We start from the raw sequence: 16,761 nt of genomic DNA, 5'->3' as shown, positions 1-16,761 counted from the left end.
GTTTCCTTGCGAGGCGACGGGACCGAGCCTATATTCCCGGTTGCACCATCGAAACGGGAACGACCCATGAACCTGCCTCCCACGGTCACCCCCCGCGCCTTCGCGCGGCTGGCCGAGATCAACGCCGGTTCCGGGGGCCAGGCGCTCCGCGTCGCGGTCGAGGGCGGGGGCTGCTCGGGCTTCCAGTACAACATCCGGCTGGACGATGCGGCCGCCGACGACCTCGTGATCGAGGGCGAGGGCCCCAATCACGGCCAGCGCGTGCTGGTCGATCCGGTGTCGCTGCCCTTCCTCAGCGGCGCGGTCATCGACTGGTCGGACGAGCTGATCGGCGCGCGATTCGTGATCGAAAACCCCAATGCGAGCTCGTCCTGCGGCTGCGGCACCTCGTTCTCGATCTGACCCGATGATCCTCGAAATTCTTTTCGTCCTGGTCCTGACCGTCATCAACGGCCTGCTGGCCATGTCCGAGCTCGCCGTCGTGTCGTCCCGTCCCGCGCGGCTGCAGAGCATGGCCGAAAAGGGCAACCGCGGCGCGCAGGTGGCAAGCGATCTGCTGTCCGAGCCGGGCAAGTTCCTGTCCGCCGTGCAGGTGGGCATCACGCTGGTGGGCGTTCTCACGGGTGCCGTGTCGGGCGCCACGCTCGGCGCGCGCGCGGGCAGCGCCCTGTTGCAGGCCGGCGTTCCCGCGTCGCTGGCGCAGCCCCTGGGCGTGTTCCTGGTCGTCGCCGCCATCACCGCGCTGTCGGTGATCGTGGGCGAGCTGGTGCCCAAGCAGATCGCCATGTCGAACCCGGAATCGATCGCCTCGCGCGTGGCGCCGGGGATGCGGATGCTGGCGCGGATCGCGGCGCCGCTGGTCTGGTTCCTCGACGTGACGGGTCGCGGGCTGCTGCGGCTTCTGGGCATCCGCAGCTCCTCGGACCGGGCCATCACGGACGAGGAAGTCCGCATGACCATCGCCGAGGCGACGCAGGCCGGCGTCCTGATGGAAGGCGAGCGCGGCATGATCGCGGGCGTGATGCGCGTGGCCGACCGCACCGCGCGTGCCATGATGACCCCGCGCCGCGATGTCGACATGATCGACGTAAGCGACCCGCCCGAGACGGTGGTCGCAAAGGCGCGCTCGGCCAGGTTCTCGCGCATGCCGGTGTCGGACGGCAGTTCGGACGAGATCCTGGGCGTCGTCGCCCTGCGCGACCTGATCGGGGTCGAGACGCCCGACGTGCGCGCGCTGATCCGCGAGGCGCCGACCGTCCTCGACGCCGCCGACGCGCTGTCGGTGATCGAGGTGCTGCGCGCGACGCCGTCGCGCATGCTGCTGGTCTACGACGAATACGGGCATTTCCAGGGCATCATCACCGCGATGGACCTGCTGGAGGCGATCACCGGCGACTTCGTCGACCCGCACGGGGACGAACCCGACATCGTCCGCCGGGCTGACGGGTCATGGCTGGTCGCGGGCAGCGAAAGCGCCGACGAGTTTGCCAACGAGACCGGCTTCCCGGTGCCCGAGGGCGACTTCAGCACCGTTGCCGGCATGGTGCTGACGCTCATCAACCGCATCCCGCGCACGGGCGACGTGTTCAGCCATGACGGCTGGGTGGTCGAGATCGCCGACATGGACGCGATGCGGATCGACCGCCTGATCGTGACCGCGCCCGCCGCCGCCGCGGCGGTCTGAGCGGGCGCGCTCTGAACGGGCGCAGTCCGAGCGGGCCGAGCCTGAGCGGGCGCCCCTTGGGGCGCGCCCCCCTTCAGCGCTTCGGGATCATCCCCATGATGCGCCGCGTTTCCTCGACGATGGGGGCCGAGATCACGTCCGCGCGGGCCGCGCCGTCGCGCAGGATGCGGTCCAGTTCGGCCGGGTCGCGCATCAGGTCGTTCATGCGGCCGGTGATCGGCGCAAGGTGCGCAACCGCCGCGTCCGCGAGCGCCGGCTTGAAGGCGCCGAAGCCCTGGCCCTCGAACCGGGCGCAGATCGCGTCGGGGCTTTCATCCGTCAGCGCCGCGAAGATGTTGACGAGGTTCCGCGCCTCGGGCCGGTCCTTCAGCCCCTCCATCGAGCCGGGAAGCGGCTCGGCGTCGGTGCGGGCCTTGCGGATCTTCTGGGCGATGGTGTCGGCGTCGTCGGACAGGTTGATCCGGCTCGCGTCCGAAGGGTCGGACTTCGACATCTTCTTCGTCCCGTCGCGCAGCGACATCACGCGGGTCGCCGCGCCCTCGATCACCGGCTCGGTCAGCGGAAAGAAATCCACGCCGTAGTCGTGGTTGAACTTGGCCGCGATGTCGCGGGTCAGTTCCAGGTGCTGCTTCTGGTCCTCGCCGACGGGCACGGCAGTGGCGCGATAGGCGAGGATGTCCGCCGCCATCAGCGCCGGATAGGCATAAAGACCAAGGCTGACCCGCTCGCGATCCCTGCCGCCCTTGTCCTTGAATTGGGTCATCCGGTCCATCCAGCCGACCCGCGCCACGCACGACAGCAGCCAGGCCAGCTCGGCATGGGCGGGAACCGCGCTCTGGTTGAAGAGGATCGAGCGGGCGGGATCGATGCCCGCCGCCATGAAGGCCGCCGCCGCCTCGCGGGTCTGCTGGCGCAGGCGTTCGGGATCTTGCCAGACGGTCAGCGCGTGCAGATCGACAAGGCAATAGATCGTCTCGGCCCCCCCGCCCTGATAACCGGCAAAGCGCTTCAGCGCGCCGAGATAGTTGCCCAGCGTTAGCCCGCCCGACGGCTGGATGCCGGAAAAGACGCGGGGGGTGAAGGCGGTGGCGGATGCGGGGCCGGAGGCGGGGGCGAGGGACATGGGCGCTGCCTGCTTGGAAAACTGCTTCCGGCGGATTACCCCTCACCCCGGACGGGCGCAACCGCGCCCCGCCTCATTGCCGCGAACCTCGCCCGACGAAGGACGACGACCCATGCGCCCAGGCTACGATGAAAACCCGCTGAACCCCGTGCCGCCGGTGGTCTGGATGCTGGCCCTGCCGATCATCCTGTCCGAGGCGGCGTTCGGCCTGGCGCAGGCGGGCTTCATCGGCGGCGGCCGGTATGCGGGCGGCGTCCTGCGCCAGCTCTGGGTCGAACGCACCGCCGTCGCGCCCGAGATGTTCCTGCGGATGTGGCAGTGGGGCGAGCCGGGGGTGCAGCTCTACCGGCTGCTCAGCTACCCGTTCGTCCACTACTCGGCCACCCACGCGGTGTTCGTGACGGTCTTCCTGCTCGCGCTCGGCAACATGGTCGCGCAGCAGATCCGCCCGGCTGCGGTGCTGGCCATCTTCGCGGGCGCGAGCGTGGCCGGGGCGGTGGTCTTCACCCTTGGCGCGGCGCTGCTGCCCGCGGTCGAGTTCGGGCTGCTGGTCGGCGGCTATCCCGGCGTCTACGGGCTTCTCGGCGCGTTCACCTTCCTTCTGTGGACGCGGCTTGGGCAAGAGAACGCGAACCGCCTGCGGGCGTTCTCGCTGGTGGGCCTGCTGCTCGCGTTCCAGCTGGTGTTCGGGCTTCTGTTCGGGAACGCCGGCTATGCCTGGGTGGCCGAGATCGCGGGCTTCGTCACCGGCTTCGCGCTGTCGTTCCTGCTGGTGCCGGGCGGCCTGCGCGACGTGCGCGAGCGCATCCGGCACCGCTAGGCCTCACCTCCGCCGCCTGAGCTGCCCGCGCAGGTCGGCCACCCGCACCGCGCCGAAGACGAGCGCCGCGGCCGCGTAGATCGCCATGCCGCCGAACACGAGGACTGCCAGCGCCGCGTAGCGGTGGCCCGGCGACTGCAGGGCGGGGCCCAGCAGGTGCATCATCGCAAGGACGCCCGCGCCCATCACCGCCGATGCCGCCACGATCCGCGGCAGGGTGCGCCGCATCCGGTCGTCGAAGCGGGCCGCCGCCCCGAAGGCGCGGCTGCCCCACCACAGCTGCGCGGCCATGGTCCAGCCCGCGACCGTCGTCCCGAGAGCCGCCGCGGCATAGCCGATCACCGGCGACAGCCCGATCGCCACGATCGCGTTGATCGCCATCGACCACAGCGCATAGCGGAACGGGGTGCGCGTATCCTCGCGCGCGAAGAACAGCGGCTGCTGCACCTTCTGCAGCGTGAAGGCGGGCAGGCCCACGGCATAGATGGCGAGCACGAGCGCGGTCGGGCCGATGTCGGCTTCGTCGAACGCGCCGCGCCCGAACAGGACCGAGATCAGCGGATGCGCCGCCACCGCCAGCGCCACCGCGCAGGGCACGGTCAGCAGCAGCGCGAATTCGGTCGCGCGGTTGTAGGCGTCGCGGCCCCCGGCCTCGTCCCCGGCCTTGAGCCGGCGGGAGATGTCGGGCAGCAGCACCACGCCGATGGCGATGGCGACGACGCCCAGCGGCAGCTGGTACAGCCGGTCGGCGTAGTTCAGCCAGCCGATCGCGCCCTCGTAGAACGACGCGACCTGCCGCCCGACCAGCAGGTTCACCTGCACGACCCCGCCCGCCAGCACCGCAGGCGCCGCGATCGCGAGAAGCCGCCGCAGGTCCGGCGTCATCCGCGGCAGCCGCAGCCGCAGCGGAAACCCCATCCGCCTGGCCGCGACCCAGACCGTCGCCAGCTGCACCAGCCCCGACACCGGCGTCGACCACGCCATCGCCAGCCCCATGTCCCAGCCGAACCGGTCCGCCATCAGCATCGCCGCGATCAGGACCACGTTCATCAGCACCGGCGCCGCCGCGGCCGCGACGAAGCGCCCGCCCGCGTTCAACAGGCCCGACAGCAGCGCCGTCAGCGACATGAACAGGATGTAGGGAAAGCAGATCCGCCCGTAGATCACCGCGAGCGGGTAGCGTTCGTCCCCCACGAAGCCCGATGCCATGGCAAGGACGAGCCACGGCATCGCGATGGTCGCGATCACCGACACGACCAGCACCACGCCGAACAGGCCCGCGAACGCATCCTCGGCGAAGCGGCGGGGGTCGTCGCCCGATTCCAGCTTCTTGGCGAAGATCGGCACGAAGGCGGTGTTGAACGCCCCTTCCGCGAAGAAGCGGCGGAACATGTTGGGCAGCGAGAAGGCGACCAGATACGCCTCGGCGATGGGGCCGGTGCCGAGGAAGGCCGCGATCAGGATGTCGCGCGCGAACCCCACCACGCGGCTGGCGAGCGTCCAGCTGCCCACCGTCAGGAAGCCCGAGATCAGGCGGATCGGTTTCATCGTGGCGCGGTCCCTCGCATGGCCGGCCGCATCACGCCCGCCGAACGGGACGGGGGATAGAAGTGCGCGGGCGCGGGGGCAAGGCTGCCGTGGCGGCGGTTGGCGCTTCTCAGCCCACGTCCCTCGCGCGCTCGGCCCCCTGCGCGATCGCGGCGCGCAGCTTGCGCTCCAGCGCGTCGCGGCGGGATTGCTGGTGCAGCTTCAGGCCGAAGCTGTCCTTGACGTAGAAGCTGTCCACGACCTGCGCCCCGAAGGTGGCGATCACGGCGCTGGCGATGCGGATGTGGTTCGCGGCGAGCGTCCGCGTCAGGTCGTAGAGCAGGCCCGGGCGGTCGCGGGTATCGACCTCGATGATGGTGTAGATGTCCGACCCCTCGTTGTCGAATGTGACGTGGGTCGGGAAGCGGAAGGCGCGCTCGCGCTTCTTCATCCGGTCGCGGTCGGCGAACGCCTCGCGCGGGACGACCTCTCCGGCCAGCGTGCGGTCGATCATCTTGCTCAGGCGGGGCAGGCGGTCGGCGGCGTAGGGGTGGCCCTGCTCGTCCTGAAGCCAGAACACCGCGGTCGCGTAGCCGTCCCGGGTCGTGTAGGTGCGCGCGTCCACGATGTTGGCGCCGACCAGCGCCAGCGCGCCGGCGAGGCGCGAGAAGATGCCGGGATGGTCGGCCAGCACGAAGGCCGCGCGGGTCGCATCGCGCGCGGTGTCGGGGTGCAGGTCGATGCCGATGTCGTTCGGGCCGGCCTCGGCCAGCAGCCCTGCGAATACCGCCTGGGTGTCGGCGGGCAGGCCCTGCCAGTAGGTGTCGTAGTGGCGCCCCATCTCGGCCTTGATCGCCCGCGGCTCCCACCCCTTCGCGATGAGGAGGTGGCGCAGGCTGCGGCGCGATTCATCGACCTGCTGGTCCCGGTTCACCTCCTCGAGCCCGCTTTCCAGCGCCGCGGCGGTGGCGGCGTAGAGATTTCGCAGCAGGTCTGCCTTCCAGTTGTTCCAGGTGCCCGGACCGACGCCGCGGATGTCGCACACCGTCAGGATCAGCAGCAGGTCCAGTCGCTTGCGGGTCTTGACCGCCTTGGCGAAGTCGCGAAGCGTGCGCCGGTCGCCGATGTCGCGTTTCTGCGCGATGTCGGACATCAGGAGGTGGCTGCGGACCAGCCACTCCACCGTCTCGATCTCGCCCGCCGGCAGCCCGAGCCGCGCGCAGACCCGCCGCGCCATCTGCGCGCCGATGATGGAGTGGTCCTCGGGCAGGCCCTTGCCGATGTCGTGAAGCAGCACCGCCAGGTAGATGACGCGGCGATTGACCTTGCCCCTCATGATCTCGGTCACGATGGGCAGGGTGGCGTCCTCCTCGCCCTTCTCGATCGCGGACAGGGCGGCCACGCACTGGATCAGGTGCTCGTCCACCGTGTAGTGGTGATAGACGTTGAACTGCATCATCGCCACGATCCGCTCGAACTCGGGGATGAAGGCGCCGAGCACGTTCAGCTCGTTCATGCGGCGAAGCGCGCGTTCCGGGTCGCCGTGGCGCAGCAGCACGTCGACGAAGATCTGCACCGCCTCGCGGTTGGACCGCATCCGCTCGTCGATCAGGTCGAGGTTCGAGGTGACGGCCCGCATCGCGTCGGGGTGGATCAGGATGCCGGTCCGGACCGCCTCCTCGAACAGGCGCAGGATGTTCAGCGGATCGCGGCGGAACAGGTCGGGGTCGGCGATGGTCAGGCGGCCGTTCAGCACCCTGAACCCCTCGCGCAGCTTCCGCCGGCGGCGCAGGAACCGCGACAGCGGCGCGCGGTACAGGTGGCGGGTTTCCAAGGCGGTCAGGAACACCCGCGTCAGGTCGCCCACCCGCGTCGCGTGGCGGAAATAGTCCTGCATGAAGATCTCCACGGCCCGCCTGCCGTGGCTGTCCGCGTAGCCCATCCGCCGCGCCACCTCGACCTGCATGTCGAAGCTGAGCACGTCGACCGCGCGCCCCGCGATCAGGTGCAGGTGGCAGCGCACGGCCCACAGGAAATCCTCGGCGTTCCAGAACGTCGCGTGCTCGTCCCGGGTGAAGAAGCCCAGGTCCACCAGCTCGACCGCCCGGTCCACGCGGTTGATGTACTTCGCGATCCAGTAGAGCGTCTGGAGATCGCGCAAGCCGCCCTTCCCCTCCTTCACGTTCGGTTCCAGCACGTAGCGCTGGCCGCCCTGCTTCCGGTGCCGGGCGTCGCGTTCGGCAAGCTTCGCCTCGATGAACGCGGGGACCGTGCGCTCGAACAGCTCGGGCCCGAGCCGGGCGCGCAGTTCCTCGGCCGTCAGCGCGTCGCCGCAGACGAGGCGGTGTTCCAGCAGGCTGGTGCGGATGGTCATGTCGGCCTCGCCCAGCCGCAGGCATTCGTCGATCGACCGCGTCGCCTGGCCGACCTTCAGCTTGAGGTCCCAGAGCATGTAGAGGATCGATTCGATCGCGCCCTCGGCCCAGCCCGACGGCTTCCACGGGGTCAGGAACAGCAGGTCCACGTCGGAATGGGGCGCCATCTCGGCCCGGCCGTAGCCGCCGACCGCGACCACGGCCAGCCGTTCGTTGGTGGTCTGGCTGTGCTGGGGGTGCAGGCAGGTGACGGCGACGTGGTGGACCGCGCTCACGACCGCGTCGGTCACCGCGGCGATGGCGCGTACCGTCTCGCGCGCGGCGCGGGGGTGGGCGGCGAAGCCCGCCAGCACGTCGGCCATCGCCTCGGCCCGCGCGGGCGCAAGATGCGCCACGGCGGCGGTGCGGATGTCGCGCGGATCGGTGAGGCCGCGCAGCGCCGCGTCCAGCGTCGGGATGAAGCGCTCGGGGTCGAAAAGCGGATGCGCCCCGGGCAATGCCGGGGCGCTCTGGGCGGGTTGGGATGCCGCGCGGTCGGGCAAGGCCGGATCGCGCCTCAGAACCCGGCGCCGCCGAAGCTGCGCGGCGCGGGATCGACGATCACCAGCTGGTTGCCGCGGATCGTGGCGACCGACAGCCCGCGCTGGTTGGTGCCGTCGGGACGCAGCCGGAACACGCCGCTGACCCCCTGGAAGCCGTTGCCCGAGGTCAGCCCGGCCGTGGTCAGCGCGTTGGCCCGGCCCGCCTGTGCCAGCGACGCGATCGCCGACACGGCATCGTAGCCGAGCGCGCCGAGCTCGTGCGGCGCCTCGCCGTAGGCGCTCCGGTAGCGCTGCGAGAACTGGGCGATGCGGGGCAGGTCGGGCACCGCGAACCAGCCGCCCTGCACGCCCGGCAGCTGCAGCCGCGACGCCGGCACGTCCCACCGCGTCAGCCCCATCAGCTGGACCGAGTTCGAGGTGACCCCGTTCCGGGCCAGCGCGTCGGTCAGGTAGGGCAGGACCGACGGCGAGTTCGCGGTCATGAAGATGGCGTCCGCCTGCCGCGCCTGCGCGATCGCGGCCACCTGCGGCACGATCCCGTCGATGCCCTGTTCCGACACCGGGTGGACCGCCTTGCCGGCGAGCGTGGCGCGGTTGCGGGCGATCGCCGCCTCGATCGCGGCGGCGCCGATCTGGCCCGAGACGTCGTCCTCGGCCACGACCAGCACCCGGCGCTTGCCCTGGCGGACGCCGTAGCCGATCAGCCGGTCGGCGGTATTGTAGAAGGTGTTGCCCAGCACGAAGACGTTGCCGCCCGCGATGTCGGCGTTATTCGAGAACGACAGCACGTTGACCTGCCCCCGGACCGCCTGGCCGGCCGCGTTGGCGGAATCCGCATGCAGCGGGCCGACGATGATCTTGGCACCCGCGGCCACCGCCTCGTTCGCGCGCGCGGCCGCCAGCGCGGGGTCCGACCCGGTCTCGTAGACGCGCAGGTCGATCCGGGCGCCCTGCGCGTCGGCCGCCGCCATCTTTGCCGAGTTCACGATCGACCGGGCGATCCGGTCCAGCTCGGCGCTTTCGCCGCCGCCCGGCACCAGCAGCGCGACGGGCACCGGCTGGCTCGGGTCGATCATGGGGCCGGTCTGAGGTCCGCTTGCGACGCCGGTGCCGGTCGTGTCGCAGGCGGCGAGAAACGCGAGCGAGACGAAGGCCGCGACCCGCATGAGCGGGCGGGACAGGCGCGACAGGCCGGGGCGAAGGGCGAGATCGGTCATGTTCTGGTCCTGACAATAGGGTGGGCAACGCTGCCCGCGCAGGGTAGCCACAACGGGGCTTTGCTGGCAACCTGCCCTGCCGGGCGGAATACGCAGGGACGGCGAGGTGGTTGGGCGGGGTGGGCCGGCGGAAGGGCGGGACGATGCAGGACGACGAAGACCGGCCCGGAACGGTGCCGGACCACGGTCAGGCGGTGTCGGGGCAGCCGCTGGCGCCCGGCCTCTACCTGGTCGCGACGCCGATCGGGAACGCGCGCGACATCACGCTCCGCGCGCTGGACATCCTGGGCGCGGCGGACCTGCTCGCGGCCGAGGACACGCGCACGCTGCGCCACCTGATGTCGATCCACGGCATCCCGCTGGGGGGACGCCGCATCCTCGCCCACCACGACCACAATGCGGAAGGCAGCGCCCGGACGATCCTGCAGGCGGTCCGCGACGGCCGCTCGGTTGCCTACGCGTCCGACGCGGGAACCCCGCTGATCGCGGACCCGGGCTTCGCGCTGTCGCGACGGGCGGCGGACGACGGGCTGCCGATCCACGCGGCCCCCGGCGCGTCGGCGCTGCTCGCGGCGCTCACGGTCGCGGGCCTGCCGACCGACCGGTTCATGTTCGCGGGTTTCGTGCCGTCCGCCAGGGGAGCCCGGCGAAGCTGGCTGGCCGACATCGCCGCCGTGCGCGCGACCGTCGTCATGTTCGACAGCCCGAGGCGCGTTAAGCAAACATTGGGAGAGTTGTGCGAGATTGAGGCGAATCGGGTTACGGTGATCTGCAGGGAACTGACGAAGAAATTCGAAGAGGTGCTGCGGGGCACCGCCGCCGAACTGGCTGCGCGGATCCCCGACGAGGGGTTGCGGGGCGAGGTGGTGATCCTGCTCGCGCCGCCCGCGCAGGTGGTCGTGGACGACGACGTCCTGCGTGGTGCACTGGCCGCGCGGCTGGACCGGATGTCGGTGCGCGACGCGGCCGCCGAAGTGGCGGCGGAACATGGCGTCGCGCGAAAGCTGGCCTACGCGCTGGCGGTGGAAATGGGTCGCGATGACCGGGGGTAACGGATGGAACAGCTCGACTTCGACAGCCTTCATGCCCCGCGTGGTCGGGCGCATCGCACGGCGAAGGTCGCGCGCGGGCTGTCCGCGCAGGCCTCCGGCGCCGCCGCCGAACGGCTGGTCGAAGGACATTACGCGGCACTCGGCTGCGAGATCCTGGCCCGTCGCTGGCGCGGCCTCTCGGGCGAGATCGACCTGATCCTGCGCGAGGGAACCGGGGTCGTCTTCGTCGAGGTCAAGAAATCCGCGACCATCGACATGGCGGCCGAGCGGCTCGGGCGCCGGCAGATGGACCGCATCTGCAACGCGGCGCTTGAGTTCTGCGAGGGGCTGCCCACCGGGTCGCTGACCGAAATGCGCTTCGACGCCGCGCTGGTGGACGACAGCGGCTGCGTGGAGATCGTCGAGAACGCCTTCGGGCAGCACTGACCGGCCGTCCGCCTTGCTTGCATCGGCTGCGCGCGCGGGCAACAACCGTGCCGACACTGATGGAGTGCCCCTGATGAGCCTGCACGTCGCCCTGCAGATGGACCCGATCGAACATGTCTCGATCACCGCCGACTCGACATTCCGCATCGGGATCGAGGCGCAGGCGCGCGGCCACAGGCTGTTTCAGTACACGGTCGACCGGCTCTACTTCGACGAAGGGCGGGTCCGGGCGGTCGGGCGCTCGGTCGAATTGCGGGGGGAACACGGCAGGCACGTGAGCTTTGGCGATTGGGTCCACGTGAACCTGACCGATTTCGACGTGGTATGGCTGCGCCAGGATCCGCCCTTCGACATGGCCTATGTCACCTCCACCCATCTTCTCGACCGGATCCACGGTCAGGTGCTGGTCGTCAACGACCCCTTCTGGGTCCGCAACCATCCCGAAAAGCTGCTGGTCCTCGACTTCCCCGACCTCACGCCGCCGACGATGATCGCGCGCGATCCGGGCGCGATCCGGGCCTTCCGGGAACGTCACGGCGACATCATCCTGAAGCCGCTCTACGGCAACGGCGGGGCGGGCGTCTTCCACCTTCGGCCTGACGACCCGAATCTGTCGTCGCTGCTGGAGACGTTTGCCGGCATCAACCGCGAGCCGATGATCGCGCAGAAGTACCTGCCCGCCGTCGTCAAGGGGGACAAGCGGATCATCCTGGTGGACGGCGAGCCGGTCGGCGCCATCAACCGCGTGCCCGCGGCTGGCGAGGCGCGGTCGAACATGCACGTGGGCGGCCGCCCCGAGAAGGTCGGGCTGACCGACCGCGAGCGCGAGATCTGCGCCCGGATCGGCCCCGTCCTGCGCGACAAGGGCCAGATCTTCGTCGGCATCGACGTCATCGACGGCTGGCTGACCGAGATCAACGTGACCTCGCCCACCGGCATCCAGGAGCTGGAGCGCTTCGACGGCGTCAATGCCGCCGCGCTGATCTGGGAGGCGATCGAGCGGCGCCGATCTCCGCGGGGCTGATTTCCGTCGCCACGGTCCAGCGGTCGCGCGCGACTGGGCGGCGATGCTTCACTTGCGACAAACGCCGGCCCTCGCGGGCCGGCGTTCGTCGTTTCAGCCGCGATGGCGGATCAGTTGCCGCCGAGCGTCTTCGCCACTTCCGCCGCGAAGTCTTCCTGCTTCTTCTCGATGCCTTCGCCGACCTCGACGCGGGCGTACCCCACCACCTCGACGCCCGCCTGCCTGGCCGCCTCGGCGACCGTCAGGTCGGGGTTGATGACGAACTTCTGGCCCAGAAGCGTCACCTCCTCGAAGAACTTCGCCATCCGGCCCACGATCATCTTCTCGATCACCGCGTCCGACTTGCCCGATTCGCGCGCCTGCTCGGTCAGGACCGACTTCTCGCGCTCGATCAGCGCCGGGTCGAGGTCGTCCTGCGACAGCGAGGCCGGGTTCGTCGCCGCGATGTGCATCGCGATCTGGCGGCCGATTTCCGTGTTGTCGCCCTTCAGCGCGACCAGCACGCCGATCTTGCCCATGCCCTCGGCGGCCGCGTTGTGGACGTAGCTCACGACCTGGTCGCCGCTGACCGACACCAGGCGGCGCAGCGACATGTTCTCGCCGATGCGCGCGATCGCGTCGGTCAGGACTTCCGAGACCGGCTTGCCGCCGACCTGCGCGTCGTTCAGCGCCTCGACCGTATCGACCGCAAGCCCGGCTTCCGCGATGCTGCGGACCATGTTCTGGAAGTCGACGTTCTTGGCGACGAAGTCGGTTTCCGAGTTCACCTCGACCGCGATGCCCTTGCCGTCCTTGACGGCGACGGCCACCAGGCCCTCGGCCGCGACGCGGCCCGACTTCTTGGCGGCCTTCGCCAGGCCTTTGGTCCGCAGCCAGTCGACCGCCGCCTCCATGTCGCCGTTCGTTTCGGTCAGCGCCTTCTTGGCGTCCATCATGCCTGCGCCAGTGGACTCGCGCAGTTCCTTCACCATCGCGGCGGTAACGGCCATCGGTGACTCTCCTGAATATCGGTGTGGGACGGGCGGGACCTGGCCCCGCCCGATGACGTTCGGATGACGCGGGCGCATCATCCGTGGCAGGTCAGGCCGAGACGCTCTCGGCCGATTCGCCGGTCGCGGCGTCGGGCAGATCGTCCAGATCCTCGGCCGGGGCGTCGGTCAGCGCGCCGAGGTCCACGCCCGCGGCCCCCATCTGCGCCGACATGCCGTCGAGCGCCGCGCGGGCGACCAGGTCGCAGTACAGCGCGATCGCGCGGGCCGCGTCGTCGTTGCCGGGGATGACGTAGTCCACGCCCTTGGGCGAGGCGTTGGTGTCGACGATCGCCACGACCGGGATGCCCAGCTTGTTGGCTTCCAGGACCGCGAGGTCCTCCTTCGTCACGTCGATGACGAACAGCAGGTCCGGCAGGCCGCCCATGTCGCGGATGCCGCCCAGGCTCGCCTGCAGCTTGGCCTGCTCGCGCTCCATGCCCAGACGCTCTTTCTTGGTCAGGCCCTCGGCGCCCTGTTCCATCGCCTCGTCGATCTGCTTGAGGCGCTGGATCGACTGCGAGACGGTCTTCCAGTTGGTCAGCGTGCCGCCGAGCCACCGGTGGTTCATGTAGAACTGTGCGGATTTCTCGGCCGCTTCGGCCACGGCGCGCTGCGCCTGCCGCTTGGTGCCGACGAACAGGACGCGCCCGCCCTTGGCGACGGTGTCGCGCACGACCTGCAGCGCCGCGTCCAGCATGGGCACGGTCTGGGTCAGGTCCAAGATGTGGATGCCGTTGCGGTCGCCGTAGATGTATTCGGCCATCCGCGGGTTCCAGCGCTGGGTCTGGTGACCGTAGTGAACGCCAGCCTCGAGCAGCTGACGCATGGAAAAATCGGGAAGCGCCATGTCCATGTCCTTTCCGGTTTGCGCCTCGGCAGGGGATTCAGGACGCATTGCGGCGTCCCAACCGGTGGACCCGGAACGGATTTCTCCCGTCCGCAAGCCCGCCCCTGCCTGTGAAGTACGCGCCCCATACCGCAACTCATCGCACCGCGCAAGCGACGGGCGGCCGGCATTTTACCGGCAATGCGATGGCAGGCGGGGCACGCTCAACCGAAACTTAACCCGTTGCGGTCACAACTGCAGGACGAATCTGGAAGCGGGGGACGATCATGCAACATCGGGCGCATCTGGCGCGGCAGTCGCAGGCCGGGCGATGACCGCGACGCTGGTGCTTGCGGAACGGCTGGACCTGCCGGCGGTGCGGCCGCTCGCGCGCGACCTTTTGGCCCGCGCGGGCTGCGACCTGACGCTTGATGCGGGCCGGGTCGGGCATCTCGGAGGGCTCGCGCTGCAGCTTCTGATCGCGGCGGCGCGGCGGTGGCGGGCGGACGGGGTGCGGCTCGCGATCGAGCCGCGCTCGCCGTCGTTCGACGACGCGCTGCGGGTGTTCGGCGTCGACCCGGCCCTTCTGGCGCCCGGGGGCGGGGGGGCGGCCGCATGGACCTGAAGATCCTCGCCGTCGACGACAGCCGCACGATCCGCGACACGCTCCGCATCACGCTGGTCGGGGCGGGAATGATGGTCACCACGGCCGACGACGGGCTGCACGCGCTGCAGCTTCTGGACCAGATGGACCGGCCCGACGCCATCATCTCGGACATCAACATGCCGCGGCTCGACGGCTTCGGCTTCATCCGCGCGGTCCGCGCGATCGACCACCTGCGGGCGGTCCCGATTCTCGTCCTGACGACGGAAAGCGCGCCCGAGCTGCGCGAGCGGGCGCGCGCTGCCGGGGCGACCGGCTGGATCGTGAAGCCGTTCGACCCGGGCAAGCTGATCCGGTCGCTTCGCCTTGTCGCGGGTTGAGGAGGGCCCGACATGACAGATGACCCGATGATCGCCATCCGCGCCTCGTTCTTCGAGGAATGCGAGGAGCTGGTGGAATCCCTGCACGACGCCCTGCAGCTGATGGAGCAGGGCAGCGGCGACGCCGAGACGGTGAACGTGGTCTTCCGCGCGGTCCATTCGATCAAGGGCGGCGCGGGGGCGTTCGGGCTGAACGACCTAGTCGACTTCGCCCACAGGTTCGAGACCGTGCTCGACGACCTGCGCAGCGGCCGCCTGGTCCCGGATGCCGAGGCGATTCGCCTGTTCTTCCAGGGCGCAGACCTGCTCCACGACCATGTTCGCGCCGCGCGGTCCGGCGCGTGCCCGCCGGACGGCGCCGACGCGGTGCTGCGTGCGCTCGAGGGGCTGCCGCTCGCGCGTGCGCCAAGGGGGCCCGCGCCCGTGGACTTCACGCCGATGCTGATCGACCTCGGCTTCGCGGGCCTGGCCGAGGAGCCGAAGGGCCTTGACGGACCCGCGCCGTGGATCATCGACTTCACGCCGCGCAGCGGGCTCTACACGTCGGGGAACGAGCCCCTGCTGATCCTGCGCAATCTCGCGGCGCTGGGAGAAGCGCGGGTCACCTGTTCGGTCCCGGGTGAGCTGCCGCTATCGGTCGACGCGGCGGAGCTGCCGCTTCTGTCCTGGCGGATCGAACTGGCCGGCGAGGTGCCCGAAATGGACCTCCGCGAGGCGTTCGACTTCGTCGCCGACGTGTCGGACCTGTCGATCCGGCGCAGCCCCCTGGCCGCCGAGCCGCAGCCGTCGGCGCCTTTGGCCGGGACCGGGGCGGGGTCGCCCGCGGACGAGACCGGACATCCGGCGGCCTCGGCCGCCGCCGTGCAGGCGGCAAGCAATCCGCCCGCGGCGGGCACGCGCGCCGATCCGGCCGATCATGTGCCCGCGACGGTGCGCGTCGACCTCGAACGGGTGGACCGGCTCGTAAATCTGGTGGGCGAGCTGGTGATCAGCCACGCGATGCTGGCGCAGAGCGTGTCCGAGGCGGGGATCGCCGAGCACGGCATGGTCATGGGGGGGCTCGAGGCCTTCCAGATGCTCACCCGCGACATCCAGGACAGCGTGATGATGATCCGCGCGCAGCCCGTGAAGCCGCTGTTCCAGCGCATGGCGCGGACCCTGCGGGAAACCTCGCTCGCGGTCGGCAAGACCGTGCGGCTGCTGACCGAGGGCGAGACGACCGAGATCGACAAGACGGTGATCGAGCGGCTGTCCGATCCCCTGACGCACATGGTCCGCAACGCGGTCGACCACGGAATCGAGGCGCCTGCGGCGCGGGCCGCTGCCGGAAAGCCCGCGCAGGGCACCGTTTCACTGTCGGCGTCGCACCGGGCCGGGCGCGTCGTCATCGAGATCGCGGATGACGGCGCAGGCATCGACCGCGACCGGGTGCTGCGGACGGCGGTGGACCGGGGGCTCGTGCCGCCGGATGCGCAGCTGGGCGAGGCGGAGATCGACAACCTTTTGTTCCTGCCCGGGTTTTCGACCGCGTCCAGCGTCTCGTCCTATTCCGGCCGCGGGGTCGGGCTCGACGTCGTGAAAAGCGCCATCACGGGCCTGGGCGGGCGGATCTCGATCTTCGCCGAGCCGGGGCGGGGGACGCGCTTCTCGATCTCGCTGCCGCTGACGCTCGCGGTCCTCGACGGAATGGTGGTCCGGGTCGCCGGCCAGACGCTGGTCGTGCCCCTCTCGGCGATCATGGAAACGGTGATGCTGGCGCCCGGGACCATCCGCCGCATCGGCCGCTCGACCGAGCTTCTGCACATCCGCGGCCAGCTGGTGCCGCTGTTCGACCTGGGCGTGCAGCTGGGCTTCCGCGAAGGCCCGGGATCGGACCGCGACCGGATCGTGATTCTGATCGCGCTGGACGATGGCGGCCGCGCGGCGCTGGTGGTCGACGCGATCCTCGACCAGCGGCAGGTCGTGATCAAGGGGCTGAGCCGCCAGTATGGCCGCACCCCCGGCGTCGCCGCCGCCACGATCCTGGGAGACGGGCAGGTGGCCCTGATCCTCGACCCGTCCGACCTCGTCCGGCGCGCGCCCGGCGGCGACCGCGCGCCCCTTCAACTTCCGCTCGCAGGATGACCCGGC

General features: G+C 70.4%; 15 protein-coding genes. 9 read left to right on the top strand and 6 right to left on the bottom strand.

Annotation, left to right across the window (positions count from 1 at the left end; genetic code table 11):
• Nucleotides 1-66 precede the first annotated feature (66 nt).
• Nucleotides 67-402, top strand: a complete 336-nt coding sequence (locus ELI80_RS07735; RefSeq protein ID WP_136650530.1) for a HesB/IscA family protein — start codon at nucleotides 67-69, stop codon at nucleotides 400-402.
• A gap of 4 nt (nucleotides 403-406) precedes the next feature.
• Nucleotides 407-1,684 (top strand): hemolysin family protein, encoded by a 1,278-nt coding sequence (locus ELI80_RS07730; RefSeq protein WP_136650529.1) that lies wholly within the window; start codon nucleotides 407-409, stop codon nucleotides 1,682-1,684.
• Nucleotides 1,685-1,757: 73 nt separating this feature from the next.
• On the opposite strand, the gene trpS is transcribed toward ELI80_RS07730, so the two are convergent.
• Nucleotides 1,758-2,807, bottom strand: a complete 1,050-nt coding sequence (trpS, locus tag ELI80_RS07725; RefSeq protein WP_136650528.1) for a tryptophan--tRNA ligase — start codon at nucleotides 2,805-2,807, stop codon at nucleotides 1,758-1,760.
• A 112-nt stretch (nucleotides 2,808-2,919) separates the two neighbouring features.
• Between trpS and ELI80_RS07720 the strand changes: the two genes are divergently transcribed.
• On the top strand, nucleotides 2,920-3,627 hold the full coding sequence (locus ELI80_RS07720) for a rhomboid family intramembrane serine protease (RefSeq protein ID WP_136650527.1): 708 nt from the start codon (nucleotides 2,920-2,922) through the stop codon (nucleotides 3,625-3,627).
• 3 nt (nucleotides 3,628-3,630) lie between these two features.
• Here the strand turns inward: ELI80_RS07720 and murJ are convergent, their stop codons facing one another.
• The 3 genes from murJ to ELI80_RS07705 form a co-directional block, all read right to left on the bottom strand.
• Nucleotides 3,631-5,175, bottom strand: coding sequence for a murein biosynthesis integral membrane protein MurJ (murJ, locus tag ELI80_RS07715; protein ID WP_136650526.1), 1,545 nt, complete (start codon nucleotides 5,173-5,175; stop codon nucleotides 3,631-3,633).
• Nucleotides 5,176-5,284: 109 nt separating this feature from the next.
• Nucleotides 5,285-8,026: a [protein-PII] uridylyltransferase gene (locus tag ELI80_RS07710; RefSeq protein WP_236641380.1), complete on the bottom strand. Its 2,742-nt coding sequence runs from the start codon at nucleotides 8,024-8,026 to the stop codon at nucleotides 5,285-5,287.
• Nucleotides 8,027-8,085: 59 nt separating this feature from the next.
• Nucleotides 8,086-9,288, bottom strand: a complete 1,203-nt coding sequence (locus ELI80_RS07705) for a penicillin-binding protein activator (protein ID WP_136650524.1) — start codon at nucleotides 9,286-9,288, stop codon at nucleotides 8,086-8,088.
• A gap of 143 nt (nucleotides 9,289-9,431) precedes the next feature.
• Between ELI80_RS07705 and rsmI the strand changes: the two genes are divergently transcribed.
• The 3 genes from rsmI to gshB all read left to right on the top strand — a co-directional run bounded on the left by rsmI (nucleotide 9,432) and on the right by gshB (nucleotide 11,790).
• Entirely contained in the window at nucleotides 9,432-10,340 is a 909-nt protein-coding gene (rsmI, locus tag ELI80_RS07700; RefSeq protein ID WP_136650523.1) for a 16S rRNA (cytidine(1402)-2'-O)-methyltransferase, read from the top strand.
• A 3-nt stretch (nucleotides 10,341-10,343) separates the two neighbouring features.
• The gene (locus tag ELI80_RS07695) at nucleotides 10,344-10,766 is read left to right on the top strand and encodes a YraN family protein (RefSeq protein ID WP_136650522.1); all 423 of its coding nucleotides are present in this window, start codon (nucleotides 10,344-10,346) and stop codon (nucleotides 10,764-10,766) included.
• A gap of 73 nt (nucleotides 10,767-10,839) precedes the next feature.
• Nucleotides 10,840-11,790, top strand: coding sequence for a glutathione synthase (gene gshB, locus ELI80_RS07690; protein WP_136650521.1), 951 nt, complete (start codon nucleotides 10,840-10,842; stop codon nucleotides 11,788-11,790).
• Between the two features lie 110 nt (nucleotides 11,791-11,900).
• Here gshB and tsf read toward each other — a convergent pair whose 3' ends face one another.
• Nucleotides 11,901-12,779 (bottom strand): translation elongation factor Ts, encoded by an 879-nt coding sequence (gene tsf / locus ELI80_RS07685; protein ID WP_136650520.1) that lies wholly within the window; start codon nucleotides 12,777-12,779, stop codon nucleotides 11,901-11,903.
• 91 nt (nucleotides 12,780-12,870) lie between these two features.
• Complete coding sequence (gene rpsB / locus ELI80_RS07680) at nucleotides 12,871-13,674, bottom strand: 30S ribosomal protein S2 (RefSeq protein ID WP_236641379.1); 804 nt, start codon at nucleotides 13,672-13,674, stop codon at nucleotides 12,871-12,873.
• Nucleotides 13,675-13,978: 304 nt separating this feature from the next.
• Here rpsB and ELI80_RS07675 point away from each other — a divergent pair, with 304 nt between their 5' ends.
• From ELI80_RS07675 to ELI80_RS07665, 3 genes are read left to right on the top strand one after another with little or no spacing between them, the layout of a single operon-like run.
• A complete protein-coding gene (locus ELI80_RS07675; RefSeq protein WP_136650518.1) occupies nucleotides 13,979-14,272 on the top strand; it encodes an STAS domain-containing protein in 294 nt (97 codons plus the stop codon).
• A complete protein-coding gene (locus ELI80_RS07670) occupies nucleotides 14,263-14,631 on the top strand; it encodes a response regulator (RefSeq protein WP_136650517.1) in 369 nt (122 codons plus the stop codon). Before ELI80_RS07675 ends, ELI80_RS07670 begins: the two co-directional genes overlap by 10 nt.
• Nucleotides 14,632-14,643: 12 nt before the next feature.
• Nucleotides 14,644-16,755, top strand: a complete 2,112-nt coding sequence (locus ELI80_RS07665; protein WP_136650516.1) for a chemotaxis protein CheA — start codon at nucleotides 14,644-14,646, stop codon at nucleotides 16,753-16,755.
• The last annotated feature ends 6 nt before the right edge of the window (nucleotides 16,756-16,761 follow it).

Origin of the sequence: Paracoccus aeridis (assembly GCF_004923205.2) — a bacterium.
Taxonomy (GTDB): domain Bacteria; phylum Pseudomonadota; class Alphaproteobacteria; order Rhodobacterales; family Rhodobacteraceae; genus Paracoccus; species Paracoccus aeridis.
This window is presented reverse-complemented; position numbering and strand designations above follow the sequence as displayed.

Bases quoted from the DNA above. Each gene is read 5' to 3' on its own strand.
- ELI80_RS07730 (WP_136650529.1), top strand. From the start codon at position 407: ATGATCCTCGAAATTCTTTTCGTCCTGGTCCTGACCGTCATCAACGGC.
- ELI80_RS07735 (WP_136650530.1), top strand. From the start codon at position 67: ATGAACCTGCCTCCCACGGTCACCCCCCGCGCCTTCGCGCGGCTGGCC.
- ELI80_RS07720 (WP_136650527.1), top strand. From the start codon at position 2,920: ATGCGCCCAGGCTACGATGAAAACCCGCTGAACCCCGTGCCGCCGGTG.
- tsf (WP_136650520.1), bottom strand. From the start codon at position 12,779: ATGGCCGTTACCGCCGCGATGGTGAAGGAACTGCGCGAGTCCACTGGC.
- ELI80_RS07675 (WP_136650518.1), top strand. From the start codon at position 13,979: ATGACCGCGACGCTGGTGCTTGCGGAACGGCTGGACCTGCCGGCGGTG.
- trpS (WP_136650528.1), bottom strand. From the start codon at position 2,807: ATGTCCCTCGCCCCCGCCTCCGGCCCCGCATCCGCCACCGCCTTCACC.
- ELI80_RS07670 (WP_136650517.1), top strand. From the start codon at position 14,263: ATGGACCTGAAGATCCTCGCCGTCGACGACAGCCGCACGATCCGCGAC.
- ELI80_RS07665 (WP_136650516.1), top strand. From the start codon at position 14,644: ATGACAGATGACCCGATGATCGCCATCCGCGCCTCGTTCTTCGAGGAA.
- murJ (WP_136650526.1), bottom strand. From the start codon at position 5,175: ATGAAACCGATCCGCCTGATCTCGGGCTTCCTGACGGTGGGCAGCTGG.
- rsmI (WP_136650523.1), top strand. From the start codon at position 9,432: ATGCAGGACGACGAAGACCGGCCCGGAACGGTGCCGGACCACGGTCAG.
- ELI80_RS07695 (WP_136650522.1), top strand. From the start codon at position 10,344: ATGGAACAGCTCGACTTCGACAGCCTTCATGCCCCGCGTGGTCGGGCG.
- gshB (WP_136650521.1), top strand. From the start codon at position 10,840: ATGAGCCTGCACGTCGCCCTGCAGATGGACCCGATCGAACATGTCTCG.
- rpsB (WP_236641379.1), bottom strand. From the start codon at position 13,674: ATGGACATGGCGCTTCCCGATTTTTCCATGCGTCAGCTGCTCGAGGCT.
- ELI80_RS07705 (WP_136650524.1), bottom strand. From the start codon at position 9,288: ATGACCGATCTCGCCCTTCGCCCCGGCCTGTCGCGCCTGTCCCGCCCG.